The 19,980-nt window shown below is 71.5% G+C and carries 25 protein-coding genes and 1 tRNA gene; 7 read left to right on the plus strand and 19 right to left on the minus strand.

What is annotated here, in order from left to right:
- Position 1 precedes the first annotated feature (1 nt).
- The 6 genes from AB0G11_RS40770 to AB0G11_RS40795 all read left to right on the plus strand — a co-directional run bounded on the left by AB0G11_RS40770 (position 2) and on the right by AB0G11_RS40795 (position 4,286).
- Complete coding sequence (locus AB0G11_RS40770) at positions 2–1,171, plus strand: helix-turn-helix transcriptional regulator (RefSeq protein ID WP_357592051.1); 1,170 nt, start codon at positions 2–4, stop codon at positions 1,169–1,171.
- Between the two features lie 57 nt (positions 1,172–1,228).
- Positions 1,229–1,480: a hypothetical protein gene (locus tag AB0G11_RS40775; RefSeq protein ID WP_357592053.1), complete on the plus strand. Its 252-nt coding sequence runs from the start codon at positions 1,229–1,231 to the stop codon at positions 1,478–1,480.
- A 3-nt stretch (positions 1,481–1,483) separates the two neighbouring features.
- Positions 1,484–1,774: a hypothetical protein gene (locus tag AB0G11_RS40780; protein WP_357592055.1), complete on the plus strand. Its 291-nt coding sequence runs from the start codon at positions 1,484–1,486 to the stop codon at positions 1,772–1,774.
- Positions 1,768–2,031 (plus strand): hypothetical protein, encoded by a 264-nt coding sequence (locus AB0G11_RS40785; protein WP_357592057.1) that lies wholly within the window; start codon positions 1,768–1,770, stop codon positions 2,029–2,031. The genes AB0G11_RS40780 and AB0G11_RS40785 overlap by 7 nt, the downstream gene beginning before the upstream one ends.
- Before the next feature lie 184 nt (positions 2,032–2,215).
- Entirely contained in the window at positions 2,216–3,130 is a 915-nt protein-coding gene (locus tag AB0G11_RS40790) for a radical SAM protein (protein WP_357592059.1), read from the plus strand.
- Positions 3,131–3,143: 13 nt separating this feature from the next.
- Positions 3,144–4,286, plus strand: a complete 1,143-nt coding sequence (locus tag AB0G11_RS40795) for an rRNA adenine N-6-methyltransferase family protein (RefSeq protein WP_357592061.1) — start codon at positions 3,144–3,146, stop codon at positions 4,284–4,286.
- Here the strand turns inward: AB0G11_RS40795 and AB0G11_RS40800 are convergent.
- The 6 genes from AB0G11_RS40800 to AB0G11_RS40825 form a co-directional block, all read right to left on the minus strand.
- On the minus strand, positions 4,283–4,513 hold the full coding sequence (locus AB0G11_RS40800; RefSeq protein ID WP_357592063.1) for a GntR family transcriptional regulator: 231 nt from the start codon (positions 4,511–4,513) through the stop codon (positions 4,283–4,285). The two genes, AB0G11_RS40795 and AB0G11_RS40800, sit on opposite strands and share 4 nt — an antisense overlap.
- A gap of 518 nt (positions 4,514–5,031) precedes the next feature.
- Positions 5,032–5,141: transfer RNA gene (locus tag AB0G11_RS40805), tRNA-OTHER, on the minus strand.
- 32 nt (positions 5,142–5,173) lie between these two features.
- Positions 5,174–5,395: a hypothetical protein gene (locus AB0G11_RS40810; RefSeq protein WP_357592065.1), complete on the minus strand. Its 222-nt coding sequence runs from the start codon at positions 5,393–5,395 to the stop codon at positions 5,174–5,176.
- Positions 5,396–5,466: 71 nt separating this feature from the next.
- Positions 5,467–6,525, minus strand: a complete 1,059-nt coding sequence (locus AB0G11_RS40815; protein WP_357592067.1) for a hypothetical protein — start codon at positions 6,523–6,525, stop codon at positions 5,467–5,469.
- Positions 6,526–6,584: 59 nt separating this feature from the next.
- Entirely contained in the window at positions 6,585–7,286 is a 702-nt protein-coding gene (locus tag AB0G11_RS40820) for a hypothetical protein (RefSeq protein WP_357592069.1), read from the minus strand.
- A gap of 8 nt (positions 7,287–7,294) precedes the next feature.
- Positions 7,295–7,633: a hypothetical protein gene (locus AB0G11_RS40825; RefSeq protein WP_357592071.1), complete on the minus strand. Its 339-nt coding sequence runs from the start codon at positions 7,631–7,633 to the stop codon at positions 7,295–7,297.
- A gap of 150 nt (positions 7,634–7,783) precedes the next feature.
- Here AB0G11_RS40825 and AB0G11_RS40830 point away from each other — a divergent pair, with 150 nt between their 5' ends.
- Positions 7,784–8,152, plus strand: coding sequence for a phage holin family protein (locus AB0G11_RS40830; RefSeq protein ID WP_357592073.1), 369 nt, complete (start codon positions 7,784–7,786; stop codon positions 8,150–8,152).
- Between the two features lie 4 nt (positions 8,153–8,156).
- Here AB0G11_RS40830 and AB0G11_RS40835 read toward each other — a convergent pair whose 3' ends face one another.
- From AB0G11_RS40835 to AB0G11_RS40895, 13 genes are all read right to left on the minus strand, one after another.
- A complete protein-coding gene (locus AB0G11_RS40835; protein ID WP_357592075.1) occupies positions 8,157–8,741 on the minus strand; it encodes a hypothetical protein in 585 nt (194 codons plus the stop codon).
- On the minus strand, positions 8,738–9,265 hold the full coding sequence (locus AB0G11_RS40840) for a hypothetical protein (protein WP_357592077.1): 528 nt from the start codon (positions 9,263–9,265) through the stop codon (positions 8,738–8,740). The genes AB0G11_RS40835 and AB0G11_RS40840 overlap by 4 nt, the downstream gene beginning before the upstream one ends.
- Positions 9,262–9,786: a hypothetical protein gene (locus AB0G11_RS40845; RefSeq protein ID WP_357592079.1), complete on the minus strand. Its 525-nt coding sequence runs from the start codon at positions 9,784–9,786 to the stop codon at positions 9,262–9,264. The genes AB0G11_RS40840 and AB0G11_RS40845 overlap by 4 nt, the downstream gene beginning before the upstream one ends.
- A 12-nt stretch (positions 9,787–9,798) precedes the next feature.
- Entirely contained in the window at positions 9,799–11,025 is a 1,227-nt protein-coding gene (locus tag AB0G11_RS40850) for a hypothetical protein (RefSeq protein ID WP_357592081.1), read from the minus strand.
- Positions 11,022–14,561: a hypothetical protein gene (locus tag AB0G11_RS40855; RefSeq protein WP_357592083.1), complete on the minus strand. Its 3,540-nt coding sequence runs from the start codon at positions 14,559–14,561 to the stop codon at positions 11,022–11,024. Before AB0G11_RS40855 ends, AB0G11_RS40850 begins: the two co-directional genes overlap by 4 nt.
- A 300-nt stretch (positions 14,562–14,861) precedes the next feature.
- Entirely contained in the window at positions 14,862–15,359 is a 498-nt protein-coding gene (locus AB0G11_RS40860) for a hypothetical protein (protein WP_357592085.1), read from the minus strand.
- Positions 15,356–15,841, minus strand: a complete 486-nt coding sequence (locus AB0G11_RS40865) for a hypothetical protein (protein WP_357592087.1) — start codon at positions 15,839–15,841, stop codon at positions 15,356–15,358. The genes AB0G11_RS40860 and AB0G11_RS40865 overlap by 4 nt, the downstream gene beginning before the upstream one ends.
- Positions 15,841–16,158 (minus strand): hypothetical protein, encoded by a 318-nt coding sequence (locus tag AB0G11_RS40870; protein WP_357592089.1) that lies wholly within the window; start codon positions 16,156–16,158, stop codon positions 15,841–15,843. The genes AB0G11_RS40865 and AB0G11_RS40870 overlap by 1 nt, the downstream gene beginning before the upstream one ends.
- Before the next feature lie 8 nt (positions 16,159–16,166).
- Positions 16,167–16,670, minus strand: coding sequence for a hypothetical protein (locus AB0G11_RS40875; RefSeq protein WP_357592091.1), 504 nt, complete (start codon positions 16,668–16,670; stop codon positions 16,167–16,169).
- Between the two features lie 13 nt (positions 16,671–16,683).
- Positions 16,684–17,115: an HK97 gp10 family phage protein gene (locus AB0G11_RS40880; RefSeq protein ID WP_357592093.1), complete on the minus strand. Its 432-nt coding sequence runs from the start codon at positions 17,113–17,115 to the stop codon at positions 16,684–16,686.
- The gene (locus tag AB0G11_RS40885; RefSeq protein WP_357592095.1) at positions 17,115–17,576 is read right to left on the minus strand and encodes a hypothetical protein; all 462 of its coding nucleotides are present in this window, start codon (positions 17,574–17,576) and stop codon (positions 17,115–17,117) included. The genes AB0G11_RS40880 and AB0G11_RS40885 overlap by 1 nt, the downstream gene beginning before the upstream one ends.
- Positions 17,577–17,654: 78 nt before the next feature.
- The gene (locus AB0G11_RS40890) at positions 17,655–18,494 is read right to left on the minus strand and encodes a hypothetical protein (RefSeq protein ID WP_357592097.1); all 840 of its coding nucleotides are present in this window, start codon (positions 18,492–18,494) and stop codon (positions 17,655–17,657) included.
- The gene (locus AB0G11_RS40895) at positions 18,491–19,975 is read right to left on the minus strand and encodes a hypothetical protein (protein WP_357592098.1); all 1,485 of its coding nucleotides are present in this window, start codon (positions 19,973–19,975) and stop codon (positions 18,491–18,493) included. Before AB0G11_RS40895 ends, AB0G11_RS40890 begins: the two co-directional genes overlap by 4 nt.
- Between the last annotated feature and the right edge of the window lie 5 nt (positions 19,976–19,980).

Raw genomic sequence — 19,980 nt, forward strand, 5'->3', positions numbered from 1 at the left:
CATGTCCACAGCCCCCCACGGCGGGATCGGCCGGCGCATCGCCTACTACCGCAGCGTCGCCCACCTCACGCAGCGGCAACTGGCCGAAGCGGCAGACATCCACCTCGGCACGCTGTTGAAGATCGAACGCGGGGTGAGAGGAGCGAGCGACAGCGTCGTCGAGGCGCTCGCCGCCGCGATCGGCATCGACCCGTCCCTGCTCCTGGCGGATCGCGCCCAGGCGAGCTCGCGCATCGTGGCAGCGCTGCCTACGCTGTCGGCGGCCATCGCCGCCTACGACTTGCCCGACGACGGGCCCGTCCGCCCGCTATCGGAACTGAGTGCCGCAGTGGCAGACACGGTGACGTGGCGGCTCGCCTCCCAGTACGTGCAGATCACCCGTCGCCTGCCTGACCTGCTCACCGAGCTCTTCCGGGCCGGGCCCGAGCGCGACCCTGCGGTGGCCGCGCTCACCGCGTCCGCACTGCGCAGCGCCGACGCCGTCGCCTACAAGGTCGGCGCCTACGACCTGTCCGCGCGACTCATCGAACTGATGCGGTGGTCCTCCGCCCTGGCGAACGACCCGAACCTGGCCGCCACCACCGCCTACGTCCGTACCGAGACGTTTTTCGCCGCGGACGCTCACCAGCAAGGCCTCCGCGCCCTGGAACTCGCCCTCGACGCCGGGCCGGCCCCGCGCGCCGCGCCAGCTATCGCCGCCCGGGGCGCCCTGCACATGCGCGCCGCCGTCATCGCCGGTCGGGCGGGCAACGCCTCGGCGGCCGACACCCATCTCGCCGAGGCGCGGCGGTTGGGCGACCAGGTGCCCGAGGCCATCTACGGGGGCACCGCCTTCGGCCCGAGCAGCGTGCGCATCCACGAGGTGTCGGTCGCCGTCAGCCTGGGCAGCGACCACGTGCACCGCGCCCTGGACGTTGCCCGGGAGTGGGCGCCTCCGCCCGACCTGCCCGCCGAACGCCGGTCCGGCTTCTACATCGAGCTCGCCCGCGCCCAGCTCTGGTCGGGCCTGCCCGACGACGCCTTCGAGTCGCTGAAGGTCGCCCGACGGATCGCCCCCCAGCACACGCGCGATCACCGCTGGGTGCGCGAGGACGCCGCCACGCTGCGCCGGCTAAAGCGCGGCCACGCCGAGAGTCTCACCGGCTTCGCTGAGTGGTGCCACGCCACCTGATACAGGTAACCCTCGCTGGGTTACTTACGGCCTTCCCGCGCTGTCACCATCTGAGTCATGACGGAGTCAGCCGCACCACCCGCACCGATCAAGGTGCGCGACTCGGTCAGCATCGCGCGGCTGCACGGCATGGCCTGCATCGACTGCGGTGCCGTCCACGGACGGCTCTCTCCCGCCGGTGACGTCGAACTTTACGGTCGCCGCTGGCCGGTCGTCGCGTGCCGCGCGCACATCTCCCGATACATGTCGCCCCCGGACCGAACGACTGCACCGCCGGCCCGGGGACTTGATCAGGAAGGTGGTTCCTGACCCATGACCGACCATAGCGCCACCGAGGACGCCGAGCCCATCCTCTACTCATGGGCCGTACGCGACGCAAAGTCGAGCCGTGGCGCCTGTGGCGTCACCAGCCAGCCCGCGCGCGCCGTCCACCGGCTCCAGGAGGAGCTTGCCGAGCTCCCGCCCGGGGCGGCCGGCATGATCCAGGAGGTGCGGCTCGACCGGAGCGTCGGTGCCCGTCACCCCTCCTACGTGCATGGCAAGGTGCTGGCCTGCGTCGGCGCCCGCCCGTCGGCGCCCGCGGCTGGTGATCCCGGATGCTGAGCATCCCGTTCGTCCGAGCGCAGCAGCGCACGGATGAGGAACGGCTGGAGCTCCTGGCGAAGGCGTTCCCCCGTTGGGACCACGAGCGCACCCCGGCCGGATGGACATCCACCTACAAGCGCGCCGTCGGCGCGCGGATGGCGACGGCCGAGGTGCAGCAGGTGATCACCAGGGAGAGCTACCCCGAGCAGGCGGCGGCCCTAGCCGACCAGGCCGTCGCCATCCTGCTGGCGCGCCGCCCGGACCCCGGCACCTAGACGGCCCGGCCCGCCGCCTGCGAACGGCGGCGGGCCGGCAGCCTCCGCCCCGCGCCCCCTTCCACACCCTTCCGGCGCGGGTCCTAGCCCGGCGTGGTGGCTCGCCGGGCCGGGCCGGGGTCCGCCCGCCGACGGACCCCGGCCCCATCTCACGCACCTCACCCACAAGGACGAAAGGCCGACGATGACCATCGCGCCCATCGCACCCCCCAGTAGCGCACCACCCGCCCCGCCGCTCACCTTCCTGTGGCTGGAGCTCACCGGAAAGTGCCAGCTGGAGTGCGTCCACTGCTACAACCACTCCGGGCCTGCCGGCTCGGAGGGGTCGATGACCTACGACGACTGGATCGCGGTCATCGACCAGGCGGCCGCGCTCGGCGTGTCCACGGTGCAGATGATCGGCGGCGAGCCGACGCTGTACGCGGGGCTGCCGGGGCTCGTCACGCACGCGCTCGGGCGGGGTATGGAGGTCGAGGTGTACTCGAACCTCGTGCGGGTCACCCCGGCCCTGTGGGAGCTGTTCGCCCAGCCCGGCGTGCGCCTGGCCACCTCGTACTACACCGACGATCCCGCCCAGCATCTGGAGATCACCCGCCGCAACGCGCTGCCTCGCACCCGCGCCAACATCGGCCAGGCGGTGGCGATGGGCATCCCGCTCCGGGTCGGGATCGTCGACCTCGGCAACGGCCAGCGGATCGACCAGGCCAAGGCTGACCTCGCCGAGCTCGGTATCACCGACGTGGGCGTCGACCGGATGCGGATCCTCGGCCGCCCCGCCGGCGGCGGCTGCGACGCCGGAGAGTTGTGCGGCCGGTGCGGCAGCGGCATCGCCTCGATCCTGCCGGACGGCAGCATGACGGTCTGCCCGCTCGGGAGATGGCTGCGCGCCGGGGACGTGCGCGAGAAGCCCGTCGCCGACCTGTACGCCGGCGCACACCAGCTCGCGCGAGAGCACGGGCTGACCGTCAAGCGGATGCCAGTATGTGCACCGGACGGCGACGGCCAGTGCGAGCCGAAGTGCCGGCCCGGCTGCGACCCCGCGCTCGGCTGCCGGCCGCCCGGTGGGGACCCGCCCCCTCCGCCGTCGGACGACGATTGAGAGGGCTCAGGACGTGACTGATCTGGCCTCCTGCACTGATCTGACCTCCTACCTGGTATCGAGCGGTGTGCTCGACCCGAGCATCCTGGCCCAGCGCGCCTGGATCTACGCCATGGAGCGGGTGCCGCGACACGAGTTCGTCCCCACCGTGGCGTGGGCCCAGCCTCAGGACAACTCCGGCGCTGAACACCTGATCGACCGCGACCGCGACCCCAAGGCCTGGTGGTCGGCGGTCTACTCCAACACGGCGATCATCACCCAGCGGGACGACGGCGCGGCCGACATCTCCGACGTCAACGCCTACCCGACCTCCTCGCTCTCCTCGCCGCACGTCGTGGCCGAGATGCTGTGTCTGCTCGACGCCGACAAGCACCACCGCGTGCTCGAGATCGGCACCGGCAGCGGCTGGACCGCCGGCCTGCTCGCCTGGCGGTGTGAGCAGGTCACCAGTATCGAGATCGACCGGGACGTGGCCGCGGCTGCCGCGGTGCACCTCGACGCCGCCGGCGCCACGCCCGTCGTCATGATGGGAGACGGCGCTCGCGGCGCTCCGGACGGCGCACCCTGGGATCGCGTGCACGTCACCTGCGGGGTGCGTGACATCCCGTACGCCTGGGTGGAACAGACCCGGCCCGGCGGGGTGATCGTCCTGCCGTGGATGCCGATGCCCGGCCAGTGGGGATACCAGCTCCGCCTGGACGTCCTCGACGACGGCAGTGCCGTCGGCCGCGTGCACGGCAGCTGCGGGTTCATGATGCTCCGCTCCCAGCGCCACAGCTGGCCGCCGCCCGGCCCCGACGATGGGATCGCTCGCCCGGGGCGGCTCGACCCTCGTACCTCCTGGGACGCGCTCGACAAGGGGTTCGGGCTGGCGCTGGCGGCCGCTGCGCCGCACCTCAGCATCATGAGCGCGGGATGGGAGGGCGGCGACGGCTGGGACGGCTGGGTGATGCGGCTGCGTGACCTGGCCGGCGCTGGCTGGGCGACGGTCACGGTCGACGGCGATGGCGACGTCCAGGTGTCCCAGAGCCTCGACCGGCCGCTGTGGAGCACGCTGGAGACGATCTTCTTCGAGTGGCTCCGGGCGGGACGTCCTGGCCCCGGCGACTACCGGATCATCGTGCGGCGGCGAGGACAGGACGTGTGGCTGCCCTAGCGCTGGACGACGTAGACGCCCATGCCGCTGACCGTCTCCACCAGGCCCTCATCCCGCAGCACCTTGACGGCCTTACGGAGCGTGTCGCGGGCGACGGGGAACTCGGCCTCCAGCTCGACCAGGGAAGGTATGCGCCGGCCGGGCGGGATCTCACCCGACTCGATGCGCGCTCGCAGCGCGTTGGCGACCTGCCGGTACGGCGGGACCGGCCCCTCCCTGTCGATCATGACACAGAGCCTAGGGTCCTAGGCTCCTGGGGCCATAGCTAGCGCAGACCACCCCAGAGGCTAGCCGGGGCTAGCAGGGCTGGCCTACAGTCCCTAACGGGACACAAGATCGCCCCCGGCAGGGGCTGGAACGCTCCGCGCGTTACCAGGCGTCAACCTCTGTCGGGGGCCCCTCCCGTCACACCGAATCCCCTGCGGACGATCACGTCCCACGGTCATCCTGTACCGGCGAGCGACATCCCCGAAGAACCGCGCGATGTGTGGGCCGACATGAGTCCGACCGAGCGCCTTGCCTACCTCGTCCACGAGGACGATCCCCTGCCCGACGGTGTCGCCGAGCAGGCGCGCCAGGTCTACCGCGACCGGTGAAACGCGGAAGCCCCCGCATCAGCGGAGGCTCCCGGTTCAGGCCAGCGACCCATCCCCCGGGCGCGCCCTCCGACGATACGCCGACCTCACAGCCTCCACAACGCAAAAGAACGACCCCCGCCCTCCGAAGAGGGGCGGGGGTCGTGCGTTGCGCTCTCGGCCGGATTTGAACCGGCGCCTACGCCAGGGGTGCCACTGCCCTGCGGCGGGCCTCGATCCCTACTCCTAGCGTCGCCCTCGGCCGCTGGACCACGAGCGCGCTCGCGCGCGAGCCCAGGCTACACGCAGGCGCTACTGCGGCTGGTCGGTGTTCAGGCCGACCTTGGCGAGCAGCGTCTGGACGCTGGGCAGCGCCATCACCCTGGCGAAACCGCCGGCCACCGCGAGGGCGACTCCGACCCAGGGCAGTGCCTCGGGGATGCCCGCGGCTGCCACGATGGCGGGCAGCGCCACGGCGACGCCGATGGCCGTCTGCAGCACGGTGCGGATGGTGCGCTTGGTGGTGTCCTTCATTGCAACCTCCGTGGGAGGAAAGGACCGCGACGCCATGCCGCGGCCACGATCAGTGATGGGGCGGGGCGGCGTCACAGCTTCTTGACGGCGCCGAGCTTGGCCAGGTCGTTGCGGCTGGCGCCGAGGCTCCAGTCGGTGACCTGGCCCGTCTTCGCGTCCACGGTCACGGTGAGGGTGTCGCCCTTCGGCGCGGCGTGCCCCTTCGGGCGTGGCACGGCGTGGCCGACGAACGCGCCCTTGACCTGCACCAGGTAGACGTCCTGATCGGAGTCGACCCGCCCCGCCTTCAGGTGGGCCTGCGCCGCGCTGCGCTTCGTCGCCACCAGCTCGACAGCCTCCGGGCTCTCGTCGCCGTTCTGCTTGGCCACGTCGAGGGCCAGCTGCTTGACGTCGCTCATGCTGGGCGCCTTGGCCGCGAGCGTCCCCGGCGGGCCCCCGGGCAGCGGGTCGCAGATGTTCTGCAGCGAGATCTGCTCCATCCGCTCGTAGGCGGGGTGGGTGACGTCGTAGACGCCCGGCGTCTCGCCGATAAAGTCCCACGTCGCCCACGTCCAGGCCTTGGTGGCGGCATTGCGCGACTGCAGGTAGCGGGCCTTGCCGTGGCTGTACACCTTCGGCTCGGTGGTCTCGCCACCGGTCATGATCACGTTGGCGTTGCCGTAGGTGCTGGTCGTGGTGCCGCGCAGCACGCCGTTCACGTAGACCTGCCACGTGCCGCCGCTGTTGCGGTACATGGAGAAGTTGATGTGGTTGAGGATCGGGGCGCTGTCGACGTAGTGCGACGTGAAAGTGGAGCCGTTCCAGTCGGCCCAGAACCAGCGGAAATGCGACTCGGTCATCCCTCCGGCGACCGCGCCCTTGACGTACCCGGCCTCGATGAAGTCGCCGTCCGGGAAGACGATCCACATCTCATGAGTGGCGAAGTCCCCCGGGGTGGGCGGGTCGAGCACCAGGCAGTCAGTCCACAGCTCCTGGCCCACAGCGTCGAACGCCGGCTCGTGGTGTTCCACGATGCCGTAGCAGTGGTTGTAGAAATCGCACTCCGGCCCGTCGGCGACCGCCGAGCTGGCGGGAATGACGAGGGCGGCGCCGAGCAGCCCGGCGGCGGCCAGGGCGGCGAGCTTCTTCACGTGGATCCTTGCATGCGAAAGCCCCGGCCCATCCGGGTCCGGGGCGTGAAGGGTGAGGGTCAGGCGTTGAGCTTGGCGAGCAGCTGGTCGAGCTTGGCCTCCACGCGGTCCAGCCGCGCGTCGGTACGGTCCTGTCCCGTCTCGATCTCCTGCAGGTAGGCGGCCGGGCTGATGGATTCCTCGCCCTTCTCCCCCTTGTTGAGCTTGATCCTGGCGTCGTGCCAGATCGCGTCGATGTCCACGTCGTCCTCCTCAGGTCGGGGCGCGCCGGCGCGCACCCATCGGTAGAGCTCGGGTCCAGGGCAGTCGGTGGAGTAGCCGTCGCGGTGCCCCTTGATCTCGGGGCCGGCGCCGCCGTGCCGGCGGACGTGCTCGATGGCGTCGCGGATGCCGTGCAGCATCGCGGGCGGCGGGACGACCAGGCCGCTGTTGCCGACCAGGCCGAGGATCGCGTAGTGGCCCGCGTTGAGTCCGGGTCCGTTGGCGGCGGGGAGCCGGTGCAGGCCGCGCCCCTCGAACACCTTCCGGTGCGGGCACACGGCGAACGAGTAGCCGATGTCGATCCAGCCGTTGCCGTTCTGGTGGCCGCGCTGGATGCCGCGCACGGCAGCCGCGCACAGCGTGTGGTCCTCGGCGAGGCGGGGGTCGACCCGGCCGCCGGTGTAGTGGACCTTCACGCCTCGGGTGCGGGCGAGGTGGTCGGCGGTGCCGCGTGGTGCGAGGGCCTTCCATTCGGCGCGGGTGATCAGATCTATGGGCATGCTGCCTCCTACTTGAGGCCCAGCGCGAGTACGAGCGCGGCGGCCACGACGGTGACGATCAGAGAGAGGGCGGCGCCGATGAGCGCGCTGTGGGCCATGCGGCGGTCTGCGGACCGCCGGTCCTGCTCGGTCTTCTTCTCGTCGGCGCGGCGGTCCTGCTCCGCTTTCATCTCGGCCTGCAGCTCTTTGATGTCTTCCTGCATGGCCGCCCGGTGCGCCTCGTAGAGGTCGCGCGTGACGAAGATGCCGATGGTCGTGTTCAGGTCCGAGAAGCGCCTCTGAGTGTCCTCGACGAAGCGGTTCAACGTCCGTGCCACCTCGCCCAGCGTCGGCTCGTCTGAAGACATCGTCACGCCGCCCCCTCGGGCTGACCGGTGGATGGCATGGCGCTCCCGTCTCATGGGTGGGTGTCCGGATCTGGACAGGTGATCTACGTCAACCGGGAGGATGCTTGGAACGTCCCACAGCGCCCTTATCCCAACCCCCGGAGCCGCTCTATGGGTTATCCGCCCCAGCCGCCACAGGACCCGTACGGGCAGCAGTACGGGCAGTCAGGGCCGCAGTACCCGCAGCCGTACCAGCCGCAGCCCTACAGCCAGCCGTACATGCCGGTACCGATGTCGGGGCCGTACGTCGGCCCGGTGCAGTTCGTGACGGTGGAGGAGCGCGGCTTCAACCCGATCACGGCGATCGTGCACCTCTTCCTGTGGCTGTTCTTCCACTGGTGGGTGTCGGTCATCTCGTTCGGGCTGTGGCTGATCCCTGCGATCCTGCTGACGCTCATCGGGTGGAAGGTGACCCGGAAGGTTCCGGTGACGCCGATGCACTACCAGCACCCGCCCTACCCGCCGCAGATCGGCTGGTAGGAGCTCACAGCTTGGAGACCCAGCGGAGGTCCCACTGGCAGCCGAAGTTGTTGACGCCGTCGTAGCCGACGATGTCGAAGTTCGGCGTGTTCTGCGTCGAGCGGGGGAAACCGTGGATCGACAGCGTGTCGCCGGCGACCGCGCCGATGACCGTGGTCAGCAGGTAGCTGCGCGAGTACGACGACGACCCGGGCGGGTTCTGCAGCAGCATGGCCTGCCACGTCCCGTTCCCCCAGATGGGGGCGAAGTTCTTCGACACGTAGAAGACCCTGCTGACGAACAAGCCCACGTCTGTCTCTGCCGCTGCCTGGAACTGGGCGATCACGTGGTAGAGGCCCGGCACCTGCACCGTGTAGGCGTTGTCGGCCGTGGCCTGCCAGCCGCCCTCGGTGTCGGCCACAACCATGTCCCACTCGATGATGCCCATGTTCGGGACTGACGGGGTCAACGTCTGCGGCGCCCGCTCCTTGCGCACGGTCGCCATCGGCGGCGCCAGCAGGTAGGCGAGGGAGTCGCGCATTTCGATGTTCAGGTCGCCCGTGGACAGCAGGCCGGGCGACCAGGTGCGGGGAACCGGGAGCGCGGTCACAGCTTCGACACCCACCTGACTTCGAGACGGGAGTCGAGCCCGTCGTTGCCGATGTTCAAGGTTCCGCCGCTGGTCTGCTTGGCCATCACCTCGACGTAGTCGCCGACCTGCAGCGGGATGTAGGCGAAGATGGCCACGTCGGCGCCATGGCCGACGTCGGGCTCGATCGTGTTCCAGCCCCAGAAGCGCGTGTTGTCGGCGTTCTTGCGGAAGCGGGCGTCGCGGAAGCCGGTCGAGTTCCCCTGGAATTCCACGGTCGAGGCGCACAGGTAGTAGCCCTCCGTCTGCGCCGTGTACCTGCTGGGGTTGGTGACGTTGGAGTGGCCGTTGTCGGTGTCGAGGTCCTCGACGTTCCACTGGACCGGGGTCCAGATGCCGGACGACGTCGGCTGGGTGGTGCTGCGGCGGAACACGGCCATCGGCGTCGACTTCAGAAAGTTGATGGCATCGCGGATGCGCGCGTTGAACATGGCCGAGGTCGGCTCCTCGCCGACGTTCCAGTTCGTGAGCGGCGGGACGATCACGAGTGCACCCACCTGATGTCGAAGCGGGTGTCGACGGAGTCGACCTGCTTGGTGGCGCCCTGCTCCTGGTAGACGCGCAGTTCCACGTAGTCGCCGACGACCATCTGCACGTGCCCGCACAGGAAGTGCACGAAGCCGTCCGTCCCGGTGGGGAACAGGTCGGCCCGGCTCTGCCTCGTGGCGGTGTTGCCGTTCTTGACCAGCACGCACTCCAGCATCCCGACCTCCGTCACCTGGTACCAATGCACGTTCGCTGTGATGCAGAACCAGCCGGCCGTCTGCGCCGTGTACCGGGACGGGTTGGTGACGTTGGAGTGGCCGTTGTCGGAGTCGTAGAGCTCGACATCCCAGGTGACCGCGGTCTCGGCGTTCGAGGGGATGTCCTGCAGGGAGGACTTCTTGAGGGCGGCGCGCGGCGGGGCGAGCAGGAAGTTGAAGCTGTCACGGACGTCGGCGTTGAGCTTGGCTGCCGTCACCAGTTCGGTGCTGCCCCAGGTGCGCGGGTTCGGCACGATCGCCATGCAGTGTGCCTCCTAGTACACCAAGGGGACGCCGTTGCCGAGCACGCCCAGCACCGGATCGTCGAGGGTGAAGAACGAGCCGAAGTTCCGCGCCGACTGGAGCTGGAATGTCGTGATCCATTTCTCGGTGCTGACGTCGTGGGCGATGCCGCGGATGAGCGCGTCCCGCGTGATCGGATCGCCGCCGCCGGACGGCCGGCGCACGATCCGGATGCGGTCGCCGATCTCCCGCGCGAGCACCGCGGGGAACAGCACGCTGGGGTCGGCGTGGCAGTGGATCTCGATCGAGTCGAACCGGGTTTCCGGCTCCGACGACAGGAAGATGATCCACTGCCCCCAGGCCAGCGCTTCGCCGTCGGTCCGCAGTTGCAGGCCCGGCGCGTTGAAGGTCCGCGTCAGGAACTCGTCCTGGCTCGCCGCGTCCCCCACCGTCTGCGTCTCGCCGCCCTCGCGCGTCGCGAGGACCTCGTTGTACAGCGTCGCGTCGTCCGAGCTGAGCTTGGTCTGGGCGGGCGTGCGGGCCGTCGGCGAGCTGCCGAACGTCGCCTGGACGGTGGTCGAGCGGGTCTCGGTGTGGATGGCCCGGCGGTTGCGGAACACCACCCTGCCCTGACCGTCGATGTACAGCTCGCCGATCTCGGAGTCGGCGACGCTCTGCAGCTCCGACAGGGCGTCACCTTCGAGCGTGGTGGCCTGCATGGGGCTGTCGCCGACCGCGATGAGACGGTCGGCCAGCGGCCAGCCGGCCGAGTCCAGGATGCGGGTCACCCGCGCCCCGGCGTTCTCGCCCTCTCCGTACGTCTGGGGGACCTGCTTGCCATCGACGGTGATCATGGTCGCGGCGCGCTTCTTGTTGGCGAGCACCTTGAAACCGTCCGTCGCCGTGACGGTCACCTCGCTGTAGACGTCGGCGACCCAGTCCACGTCCCACACGTCGACGAACCCGCGGAACAGGTGGTAGGTGACGCCGGCCCAAGTGCACCGGAACCGAATCGGCCGCATCGGCTGCACCTGGCTCTTGCCGCCGGCCACATACGGGCCGGACAGGTTCGTCGGGTCGAAGCGCCGGTCGGAGTTGTTCAGATAGGCGGTACCGGTGCCCGCCTCGTACCTGATGACCGGACTCTCCACGCGCGAGGAGCCGCGCCGTGTGGAGATCCCGCGCTTGCCCCACGAGGTCACGTCCGTCCATGTCGGCGGCGCGAACATGACCTCGATGGTGATGACCGGCAGGCTCATGGCGTCCGCCGCCACGACGAGCCCGAGCGGCGCTCGTACTCCTGGATGGCGTGCACCACACGGGCGCCGATCTGCGCGCCGCCGTCCAGGCCGCCGTTGACCGTGATGTTGTAGACGGGCATCGGCCGTAGCGCGCCGCCCGACGCCGGATTACTCACCGGCCACGAGATCGGCATCGGCCGCAGGTAGCGGCCGCCGAACCGGTCGGCCACTTCGCTGAGGATGTCCTCGCTCCGGCCCCGCTTGGAGGCGGCCAGCGGAATGTACGCTTCGCCGCCCGTCTCCGGCTCTGCCCACACGCGGATCGTGGACGGCGAGGCGATCTGCGCGACGTGGTGCTCGCCGCCGGCCGCGAAGTGCCGGATGCCGCCGTCGGCGTAGGTCAGGATCCCGCCGTCGGCCATGGCCGCCGCCTGGCGGAGCGCCGCCCGCGACAGCTCGTCCTGGAACTCGCTCTTGATGAAGATCGTGACGGTTCGCTCGCCGCCGATGCCGTTGTTGATGTCGATGCCGATCGCGCGCGCCGCGTCGAACACGCTGCGCCTGCCGCCATCCATGCCCTCGCGCACCTTGTTGGCGATCTGCTCGCCGTGCAGGCGCGCGATGTCGCGCAGCACCGGCCCGGCGTCCTGAAGGTTCCGGGCGAACACGTCGCCGGCCTCCTTGCCGCTGCGCCCGTGCAGCGAGATGAACTTGGCGAGCTCCGCATCCGTCATCGAAGCGGCCGCGGCCACCACCCCGGCCGCACCTGGCCCGAGCGCCGCCAGCTCCTGCAGCATGGAGTCCGGCACCCGTCCGGCCAGGCTGATCAGGTTGGCGGCCCACGCCTCCTGGTCGCGGACCTGCTTCTCCAGCTCGGCGAGCAGCTGCTCGCTGGTGAGCTTGGCGTCGCCGCGCATCTTGGCCCAGGACTCCATGACGGAGTCGTTGGCGTTGCGCGTGTCGCGCGCCGCCTCCTGCCGGGCTTCGCGGACCCGCTGCTCGGCATCGGTGATGTCGCGGGCTGCGTCCCGCGTGGCCTTGGCGGCCTCGGCCTTCGCCTCGGCGATCGACCGGGCGGCGTCCTTGGTGACGCGGCCTGCTTCCTCCTCGGCGCGGGCCAGGTCCTCCTGCGCCTCCTTGACCGCCTTCGCGTTCTCGACCCGGGTGCGGCCCAGCTCCGCCTCGGCCTCGGCCAGCTGGCGGGCAGCGTCCTCCCGCTGCCGGGCCGCGTCCGTCTGCGCGTCCGCCAGCGCCTGCTCGGCGTCGGCGATCGCCCGGTTGTTCTCCTCCCGCTGCCGGGCCGCCGCCGTCTCCGCCTCGACCTCCGCCTGGCGGGCGTCCTCGATCCGGCCGATCGCGTCGACGACCTCGGCCGAGCCGTCGATCCCGGCCCGCTGCGCCTCGGCCAGGTCCTCGCGCAGCTCGGCGTTGCGGCGCCGCACCTCCTCCAGGCGTTGCAGCGCCTGCCGGTAGGCCAGGTCCGCCTCGCGCCGGTCCAGGTCGGTCGACTCCGGGTCGGCGTTGACCTCCTCCATCCGCTGGCGGGCCCGCTCGATCGCCAGCGCGGCGCCCTCTTCATCGAGCGCGCTGCCGGACTCGGCGGCGATCAGATCCTCAAGCCGCTCCTGCGCGCGTTCCCGGGCGGCGGTCAGGTCCTCGACCGCCTCCTGCGTACGCCGGTGGGCGTCCTGCACGCGCCGGTCCGCGTCCACCTGCCGGGACGCGGCATCCGCCTGCGCGTCGGCCAGCCGGCGGGCGGCGTCCTCGATCCGGCGGCCGCCTTCGACGGCGGCCTCCGTCACCCGCGCCCGGGCGTCCTGCACCCGCCGCTGAGCGTCGGCCTCCCGCTGGGCGCCCTCCTCGACCGCCGCGGTGACGGCGTCCTGGGCGTCGCGCACCCGGTCCTGGGCGGCCTCGATCGCCTCGGCCGCCTGCCGGTGCGCGTCCGCAACTCGCGCCTTGGCCGCCTTCACCCGCTCCGCCGACTGCTCTTGCACGTCGGCCAGATCCCGCTCGGCCCGCGCGATCTGCTCAGCGCCGCGCCGCTGCACCTCGGCCGCCCGCTCCTGCGCGGCCGCCAAGCTCGCCTGGCCGGAGGCCCGCTGCTGCGCCGACTGCAGCACCGCCCCCAGCTTCGAGAACTCGTCGAAGGCAGCCGCCCAGCCCTCACGCATCTTCGCCGACGCCTCATCAGCGGACGCGCCGATAAGCGCCACGTCGCCAGCCGCACTGGCGGCGGCCTTGCCCAGGTTGAGGCTGTCCCTCTCGCTCTTAGTCGCCTCGATCCCGAAGTGGGACAGGGCACCGGCGGCGGGGTTGATGAAGGTCGCGACCGCCTTGAAGGCCGCGGCGTTCTCCTGCACCGTCCGCACGAGCTTGGCCAGGCTCGCGACCGCTTCCCCGGCCCATTTGGCGATCCGGGAGATGTTGACGGCGAAGTCCTCCAGCAGCTGGGGGTCGTCCTCGACGGCCTGGGTGATCGCCAGGATCGCGGCGGCCAGGTTTCGCATGATCTCCGGCATGCGGGGCCCCAGCTGCTGCAGCACCGCCTCGAAGGCCCGCTCCACGCCGTCGATCGCGGGCGTCAGCTCCGACAGGGAGTCGATGCCGGCCTCGGCGAAGTCCTCGAACTCCGGCGCGAGAGCGCTGAGGTTGCGCCGGATCACCGGCGACAGCTCGGCGAGCTCGCGCTCGGCGGCCAGGACGATCGCAGTCCAGACGGTCTCGAACGGCTGACCCATCTGGGCGGCCTCGCGCTTGACCGATTCCCGCAGCTGGCCGATCGCGTCCTGCGCCGCGTCCGAGCCGTGAGCGGCGGCCAGGCCGATGCCGGCCAGCGCGCCGCCCAGCCCGACCACGACCGCGTTCGCCGCCAGGGCGGCCGCCGCCGGGACCGCCGCCAGGCCGGCCGCCACCGCGGCGCCGGTCGCCGGCCCCGACGACCTGATCAGGGTGAGGGCACTCTGCACCAGCCCGAGCGCCGCCGTCGCCGCCGACACACCGTCGACGTCGACCTTGACGCTCACGCGCCGGTCGAGGTCGCGCGCCTCCCGCTCGACCCGGTCCAGGTCGCGGACCGCCCGCTCGACGTTGGCGCCGACGACCACCTCGGGATGCATCGCGGCCAGCTCGACGAGCTCGCGGCGCAGCTTGCCCGCCTCATCCGCAGCGGCCCGGGCGTCGAGGTCGATCCCGATCCTCTTGCCGGACAGGTCGCCGAGCCGCTTCCGGAGGTCGGCTACGGCCCGCTGCGCGTCCGAGCTGTCCGCCGTGATCTCGACTTCCGGCAGACGCCGGGTCGCGTCCTCCAGCAGGCGGCGCGTCTTGATCGCGGTCCGGCCGACGTCCTCCAGCTGGCCGGCGAACCGGCCGGCCTGGGCGCCGGACTGCGTCATGGCCGCGCCCTGCTGGCGGGCCTGCTTCTCCAGCCGCTCCAGCTCACGCGAGACCTTCTTGGAGGACTCCTCGGCAGCCTTCAGCCCCTTCGCGGCGTCGCTGGTGCCCGCGCCGTCCCACTTCGACTTGAGGGCGATGACCAGGTCACGAGTCGTCACGGCGCAGCACCTCCTCGTTGCGGAGCATCACGATGTGGACGCCTTCTCCGTCCTCGGGCGTCACCGACCGCTGAGCGCCCGCCTTCACTTCGCAGCCGCGACACCGGCGCGGTTCGGCGACGTAGGCGTGACGGTGGCCGCCCACGGTCTCGTCCCATTCGTCCGGCCGCGTGCCGCACGACTTGCACTCCTGGCGCCGCCAGATCCAATGCCAGAGCGCCTTGTCCCGGTCCTCGACCGACCAGGCCAGGAACGCGCTGTGCGGGATGCCGTAGGCGGCGCAGACGTCCAGCTCCAGGGCTAGGGTTCGATCTGCGCCCAGCCTTTTGGGAGCGACTCATCCGGCGTTCGCGCGTTGATCCGGATCGCCGTGTTGCACAACGCCACCTGCTCCGGCCCCGACAGGACGTGCGCGAAGATGTGCTCCCAGTCCGCCTCCGACCGGCCGGACTCGTCACACGCCAGCAGGCACGCCTTCGGGAACGTCTCGTTATTCCAGACCTTGTCGTCGCTGCCCGGCCGCGGCTTGTGCTCGCCGACCAGCTCCTCGAAGTCGCCGGCCTCCATGGCCCGCAGCGGGATCCACTCATAGCAGTCCCGCACCTTCTTCCGCGCGCGGGCGAGCGCGGCCTTGGCCTTGCGGACGGCGGCTTCGTCCGCGTCACCCTGCGTCCGCAGCAGGGCCAGCACGAACTGCGCCTGCTCAACCTCGGCGCGCGCCTCGGTGTCGTCGTCGATCCGGATCGGATGCTCCGCCGACAGGCGCGGCCGGGCGAGCAGGCGGTCGCTCTTGCTCATGCCGGGATGGTCACGTTCTCTGCGGGCTCGGACGTGACGGCGTACTGGATCACCAGACGCGCCGCCTCGGCGCCCATCGAGCGCTGCTTGCCCACCGACAGCACGCGGACGGGGAACACGTCGCACTTGCGGCCGGCCACGTCGCCGCCGTCGAACCAGACGATGAACCCGTCGGCGTCGCGCGGCATCAGCGTGCGCACGTCCGTGCCGGTGACGCCCTGGTAGAAGGTGATCGACGACTCGTCGGCGCTGGTCAGGCCCGGGATGTTCGACACGAACCGGCTGTTGAGGTCCGGCGTGTCGATCTTCTGGCCGGACACCATCCAGCCGGAGATGTCCGCGACGTCCTTGGACAGGTCGCTGCCCGCGTTGATCTCCGCGCGCGTGATGGCCGCGATGTTGGCGACGGACGGGCACCAGACGGCCTTGGTGACCCCCGGCCGGAAGAACCTCGAAGCCGGAGTGATCGGCGTAGCGGGCATTACTGCTCCCCCCTGGTCGTGCGCCGAACCCGCGAGCTGCTGGTTTCGGGCAAAGAAGAAGCCCCGGAGGTGTTCTCCGGGGCTTGGTCGGTCTGGGCGGACCCGTCTGGCGGCGGGTCAGGCATCGCCGCCATCACAGCGGCGCGAGCTTCCTCCGGCTCCCAGCCGCCGGCGATCAGCGCGGCGATCGTCTCCGGCCGCCGGTCGGGCGCGTCCACCAGCGCCCAGCCCGCCCGCTGGTGCTCCTGCAGAGCGCTCGCCGGCACCTCGACCTTGCGATCGCCGAGCTTCGGATGCGAGATCCACACCGTGTTCATGCGTCCCCCTACGCGCTCGCGCCGACGATCACGACGTCGCCCGTGACGGGCGAGCCGGCGGCGGAGTTGACGAGATTGATCAGGTCGGCGGTACCGGCCGTGACGGGCGCCCCGGCAGCACTGGGCGCGTACCAGACGAACAGGCCGCCCGGGTGCACGGCGATCCCGTCGCCGAGGGCCAGGAACAGGGGCGCACCCGAGGTGGCGTCTCTGACCACGTTGACGTTGTTCACGTTGGCCGCCGCCGCAGCGACGACCACCATCTTGATCTTCGCGAACGTGAGCGTCCCGCCGAGCGGCCCGGGCAGCGACCCCGCCAGGTCGATCGCCTGCGTCGCGCTGGCCGCGATCGAGAACGAGTCCGACCAGATCATGTCTGCCTGGCCTGCGCCCGTACCCGTAGCCAGCGCCAGCTGGCGGGCCACCCGCAGCGCCGCGGTGGGCGTGGTGAGGTCGAGCGGAGAGGTCAGCTCGGCCTCCAGCTCGAAGAACGATTGCAGCCTGAAGGCCATTAGTCCCCCTTGATCATCGGAAGCCGTGCTCCCGAGCCACTTCATCGACGACCGCGGCGGCCTTTGCCAGCACGGTGTCCGCCGCCGCACGCACGGCAGGTTCGAGGTACGGCCGCGTCGATTCGGCCACCTCACGGTCCCGGTGGCCGTGCACCGGGTGCACGAAGTCCGAAGCGCCCGTGATCCCCTCGTAGGCGCGGCCGTGCGGCGCCACCTTCCGGCGCACCCGGATCAGCACGCCCGGATCCCGGCTGAACCGCACCGACATCGAGATCGCCCTCGGGATGCGCGTCGACCACGACGCCCGCCCCCGGGCGTCCTGGACGACCGGGCCCGCCGCCGCCCGCAGCGCGGGCCGCAGCTTCTGCCGCAGATCCTTCGGGATGCCGTCGAGCTCCTTCGACAGCTGGCGGATCGCCTGCGCCGGGTCTGTCGGCTCGGCCATCACGCCACCGCGTAAGCGTCGATGTGGATCACGAACCTGACCGTGCAGACCGGCCCGGCCTTCGTCTGGTCGGCCACCACATCCAGGGTGGACATGCGCGCCATCATCACCGTCTCGCCCAGCCGCGGATCCCGGCCCAGCTCGTCACGAATCCCGGCCAGCAGCTCGAACGCCCGCACCCGGACCGTGCGCGAGTCCGGCCGGCCGTCGCGGTGGGCGTCGCCGCGCCAGGCGCTGGCCATGCACATCACGTCGTACGCCTCGCGGTCCGGCTCCATGTCCAGCTGCTCGCGCGCCAGCGTCGACCGGATGTCGGGCTCGCTCGGGCTGCCCGAGTAGCCGATCGCGATCACGTCGTCGCGCACCTCAACCGTCGGCCCGCCGTCGAGCACCTGCACGTCAGGGTGCGCGCGCTCAGCGAGCGCCACGAGCGCGTCGAGGGCGCCAGGGATGGTGGACATAGGGCTATGGCCTCCTGGCCGTCTGGAGGTCAGGTTGAACCTGACCCTGGAATAGCGAGCCGGATGAGCTGGTCCCCGTCAGCCGACGAGCGGCTCATCGCGCTCCTGCGTCTTCTTCAGGCCCAGCAGCTCCATCACCCGGTACGGCATCGCGTACGAGCGCCCGAGGCCGGCCGCGATCGCGTCCGAGTCGCCCAGCATCGGCCGGCCGCCGGCGTTGTTGTGCTGCGACCCCTGCCACAGGTGCTTGATGAGGTCGAGCGCCGCGAGGCGGAAGTTCGGCGGCAACGGGCTCCGGCCGGCGCGATAGGTGACCCGCACCTGGCCGTGTGGCGGCATGCTCAGCACGCCCTCGGTGTTCTCCAAGGCCCATCCGGACGTCCCGGCCAGCGCGTCGGCCGCCGGGAGCGGGTCGCCTCCGGGCAGCTTCACGACGGAGGTCACCGCGACGACCGGTCGCGTCGGCAAGACGACGACGCCGCGCCGGGCCGAGCAGTCGGACACCATCGTCACCGGCGACACGGCGCCCATCCGATCGGTGATCGTCCGGCAGGCCGCCGAGATGAACCAGCGCAGAGCCTCATCGTCCTCGGTCGTCCCGGTCTTCTTCAGGTGCTCCTTCACGTCGGCGAGGGAGACGAAGTCGCCGTCGTCGGCTGGCTCGACGTCGAAGGCGTCGGTGAAGGCGCTGGCGTTGGCGCCGGTGGCGACCCAGCGCACCAGGTGCCGCCCCGCCTGCACGGTCTCGTAGTCGTGGTCGTAGACGCCCGTCGACGTCGGCCCGACAGGCCCCGCCGTCGCGGCGACGCCGTCCGGCGTCGTGATCGTCACGTGCACAGCGCCGGCGTTGGCAAGCTGGCCGTCCGCGTCCTTGATCGTGATGCTCAGCGGCACCACATCGCCCAGATCCCAGCTCACGCCGCCGCCCCCATCCGAGCTCCCTGACGCTCCCGGCGTGCCGCCTGTGCGCCCCGCCGTACCCGACCGCCCATCACCCCGGGCGTGACCTGCGGTTCGCCGCCCGGCACGCTCCCGTCCACAGCCGACCCGGCCGCGCCAGCCGCACCGGCCAGCACCGCCACCGCCGCCGACGGATCCGGCGCCGCCCCCGCCGCGGCGGCGACGCCGGCGGCCGCCGACACACCCGCCGCCACGGCCGCGTCCAGGCCAGCGGCGGCCGCCGAGCCCGGCCCGGCCGCCGCGAGCACCGCCACGCCGGCATCGACGCCAGCACCGGCCGCGATGGCGGCCTGGGCCAGAGCGGTCGTGCCGCCGAGCGTCGTGGCCGTCGCGTCCTGACCGGCCGCCGCCGCGGCCGCCGGTTCGGCGGCCGCCGACACTGCCGTCGTGGCGGTGTTGGCGGCAGCGGCGGCCAGCGCGGCAGCGGGCGCCGGAGCCACCGCAGGGGATCCGTCAAGCGCGGTGGCAGTGAGCTCGATGGGCTCGTCAGCGATCAGGTCCAGCGACACCGACGTGCCGGGGTCGAACAGCGCCTCCGCGACCGCGGCCGCCGTTGGCGCGCCCGGGGCAACCACTGCCGCCGGGCTACCGGCTGCGGCGGCCGCGGTCGAGGCCTGCGCGTTCGCTGTCGTGTTCTGCGAGGTGGACGCCGTGCCGTTCTGCGCCGCTGCCGTCGCTGTCGCCGTCTGAGCGGTCGCAGCCAGCCGCGTGGAAGCGGTCTGCCCGGCAGCGGTAGCGGCGCCCTCGACGGCGTTGGCGACAGTGCCGCCGCCCCCGGCCGCCGACCGGATCGCGATCGACACCGCCGCCCAGGCGACGCTGGACGCCGCCGTGAAAGTCCGTGTGCCCGTGTCGCCCGCCGCGGCCAGCTGCTCGCTGGCGCCGACTCCGGACAGGCCGCCGACGTGGATCTCGTACTGCTCGACCATCGGGGCGGGCGTGGTGTAGCTGGCCGTGCTGGCGCCGCCGCCGGAGTTGACGTGGCAGATCAGCAGCGCGTCCGCCGTCGACGGGACGACCGCCGGGGCGGGCTGCGGCGTCGCCGACGTCCCGAAGACGCCGGCGGCATCGTCGACCGGGTTGGCCGCGTCCGCGCCCGCCAGGACGTAGACCGTAAGCGCCTTCTCCTCGTTGGCGTCGCCAGTCTCGGTCACGGAGACGGTCTGCGCGCCGGCCGTCGCCACCGTGGCGGTGTAGCTCCGGATGTGCGCGCCAGCGTCGCCGGCGTCGGCTGCGCCATCCGGGACCGGTAGAACGGCCGGCGAGCCGGGCAACACCGTGGGCGTCGCCATGTTGGCGAACGCGTAGAAGTCGTTGCAGTGGATGATCAGCAGCGTGTCGCCGACCTGGGCGGCCGTGGCGTCGTCCGGCGTGACGGCAGTGATGGTGGGCGAGCTGCCGTCGTTGGGCTGGACCGTGACGGATCGAATCGTGGTCACGGCCA

Source organism: Nonomuraea sp. NPDC023979 (assembly GCF_040639085.1).
Taxonomy (GTDB): Bacteria; Actinomycetota; Actinomycetes; order Streptosporangiales; family Streptosporangiaceae; genus Nonomuraea; species Nonomuraea ceibae.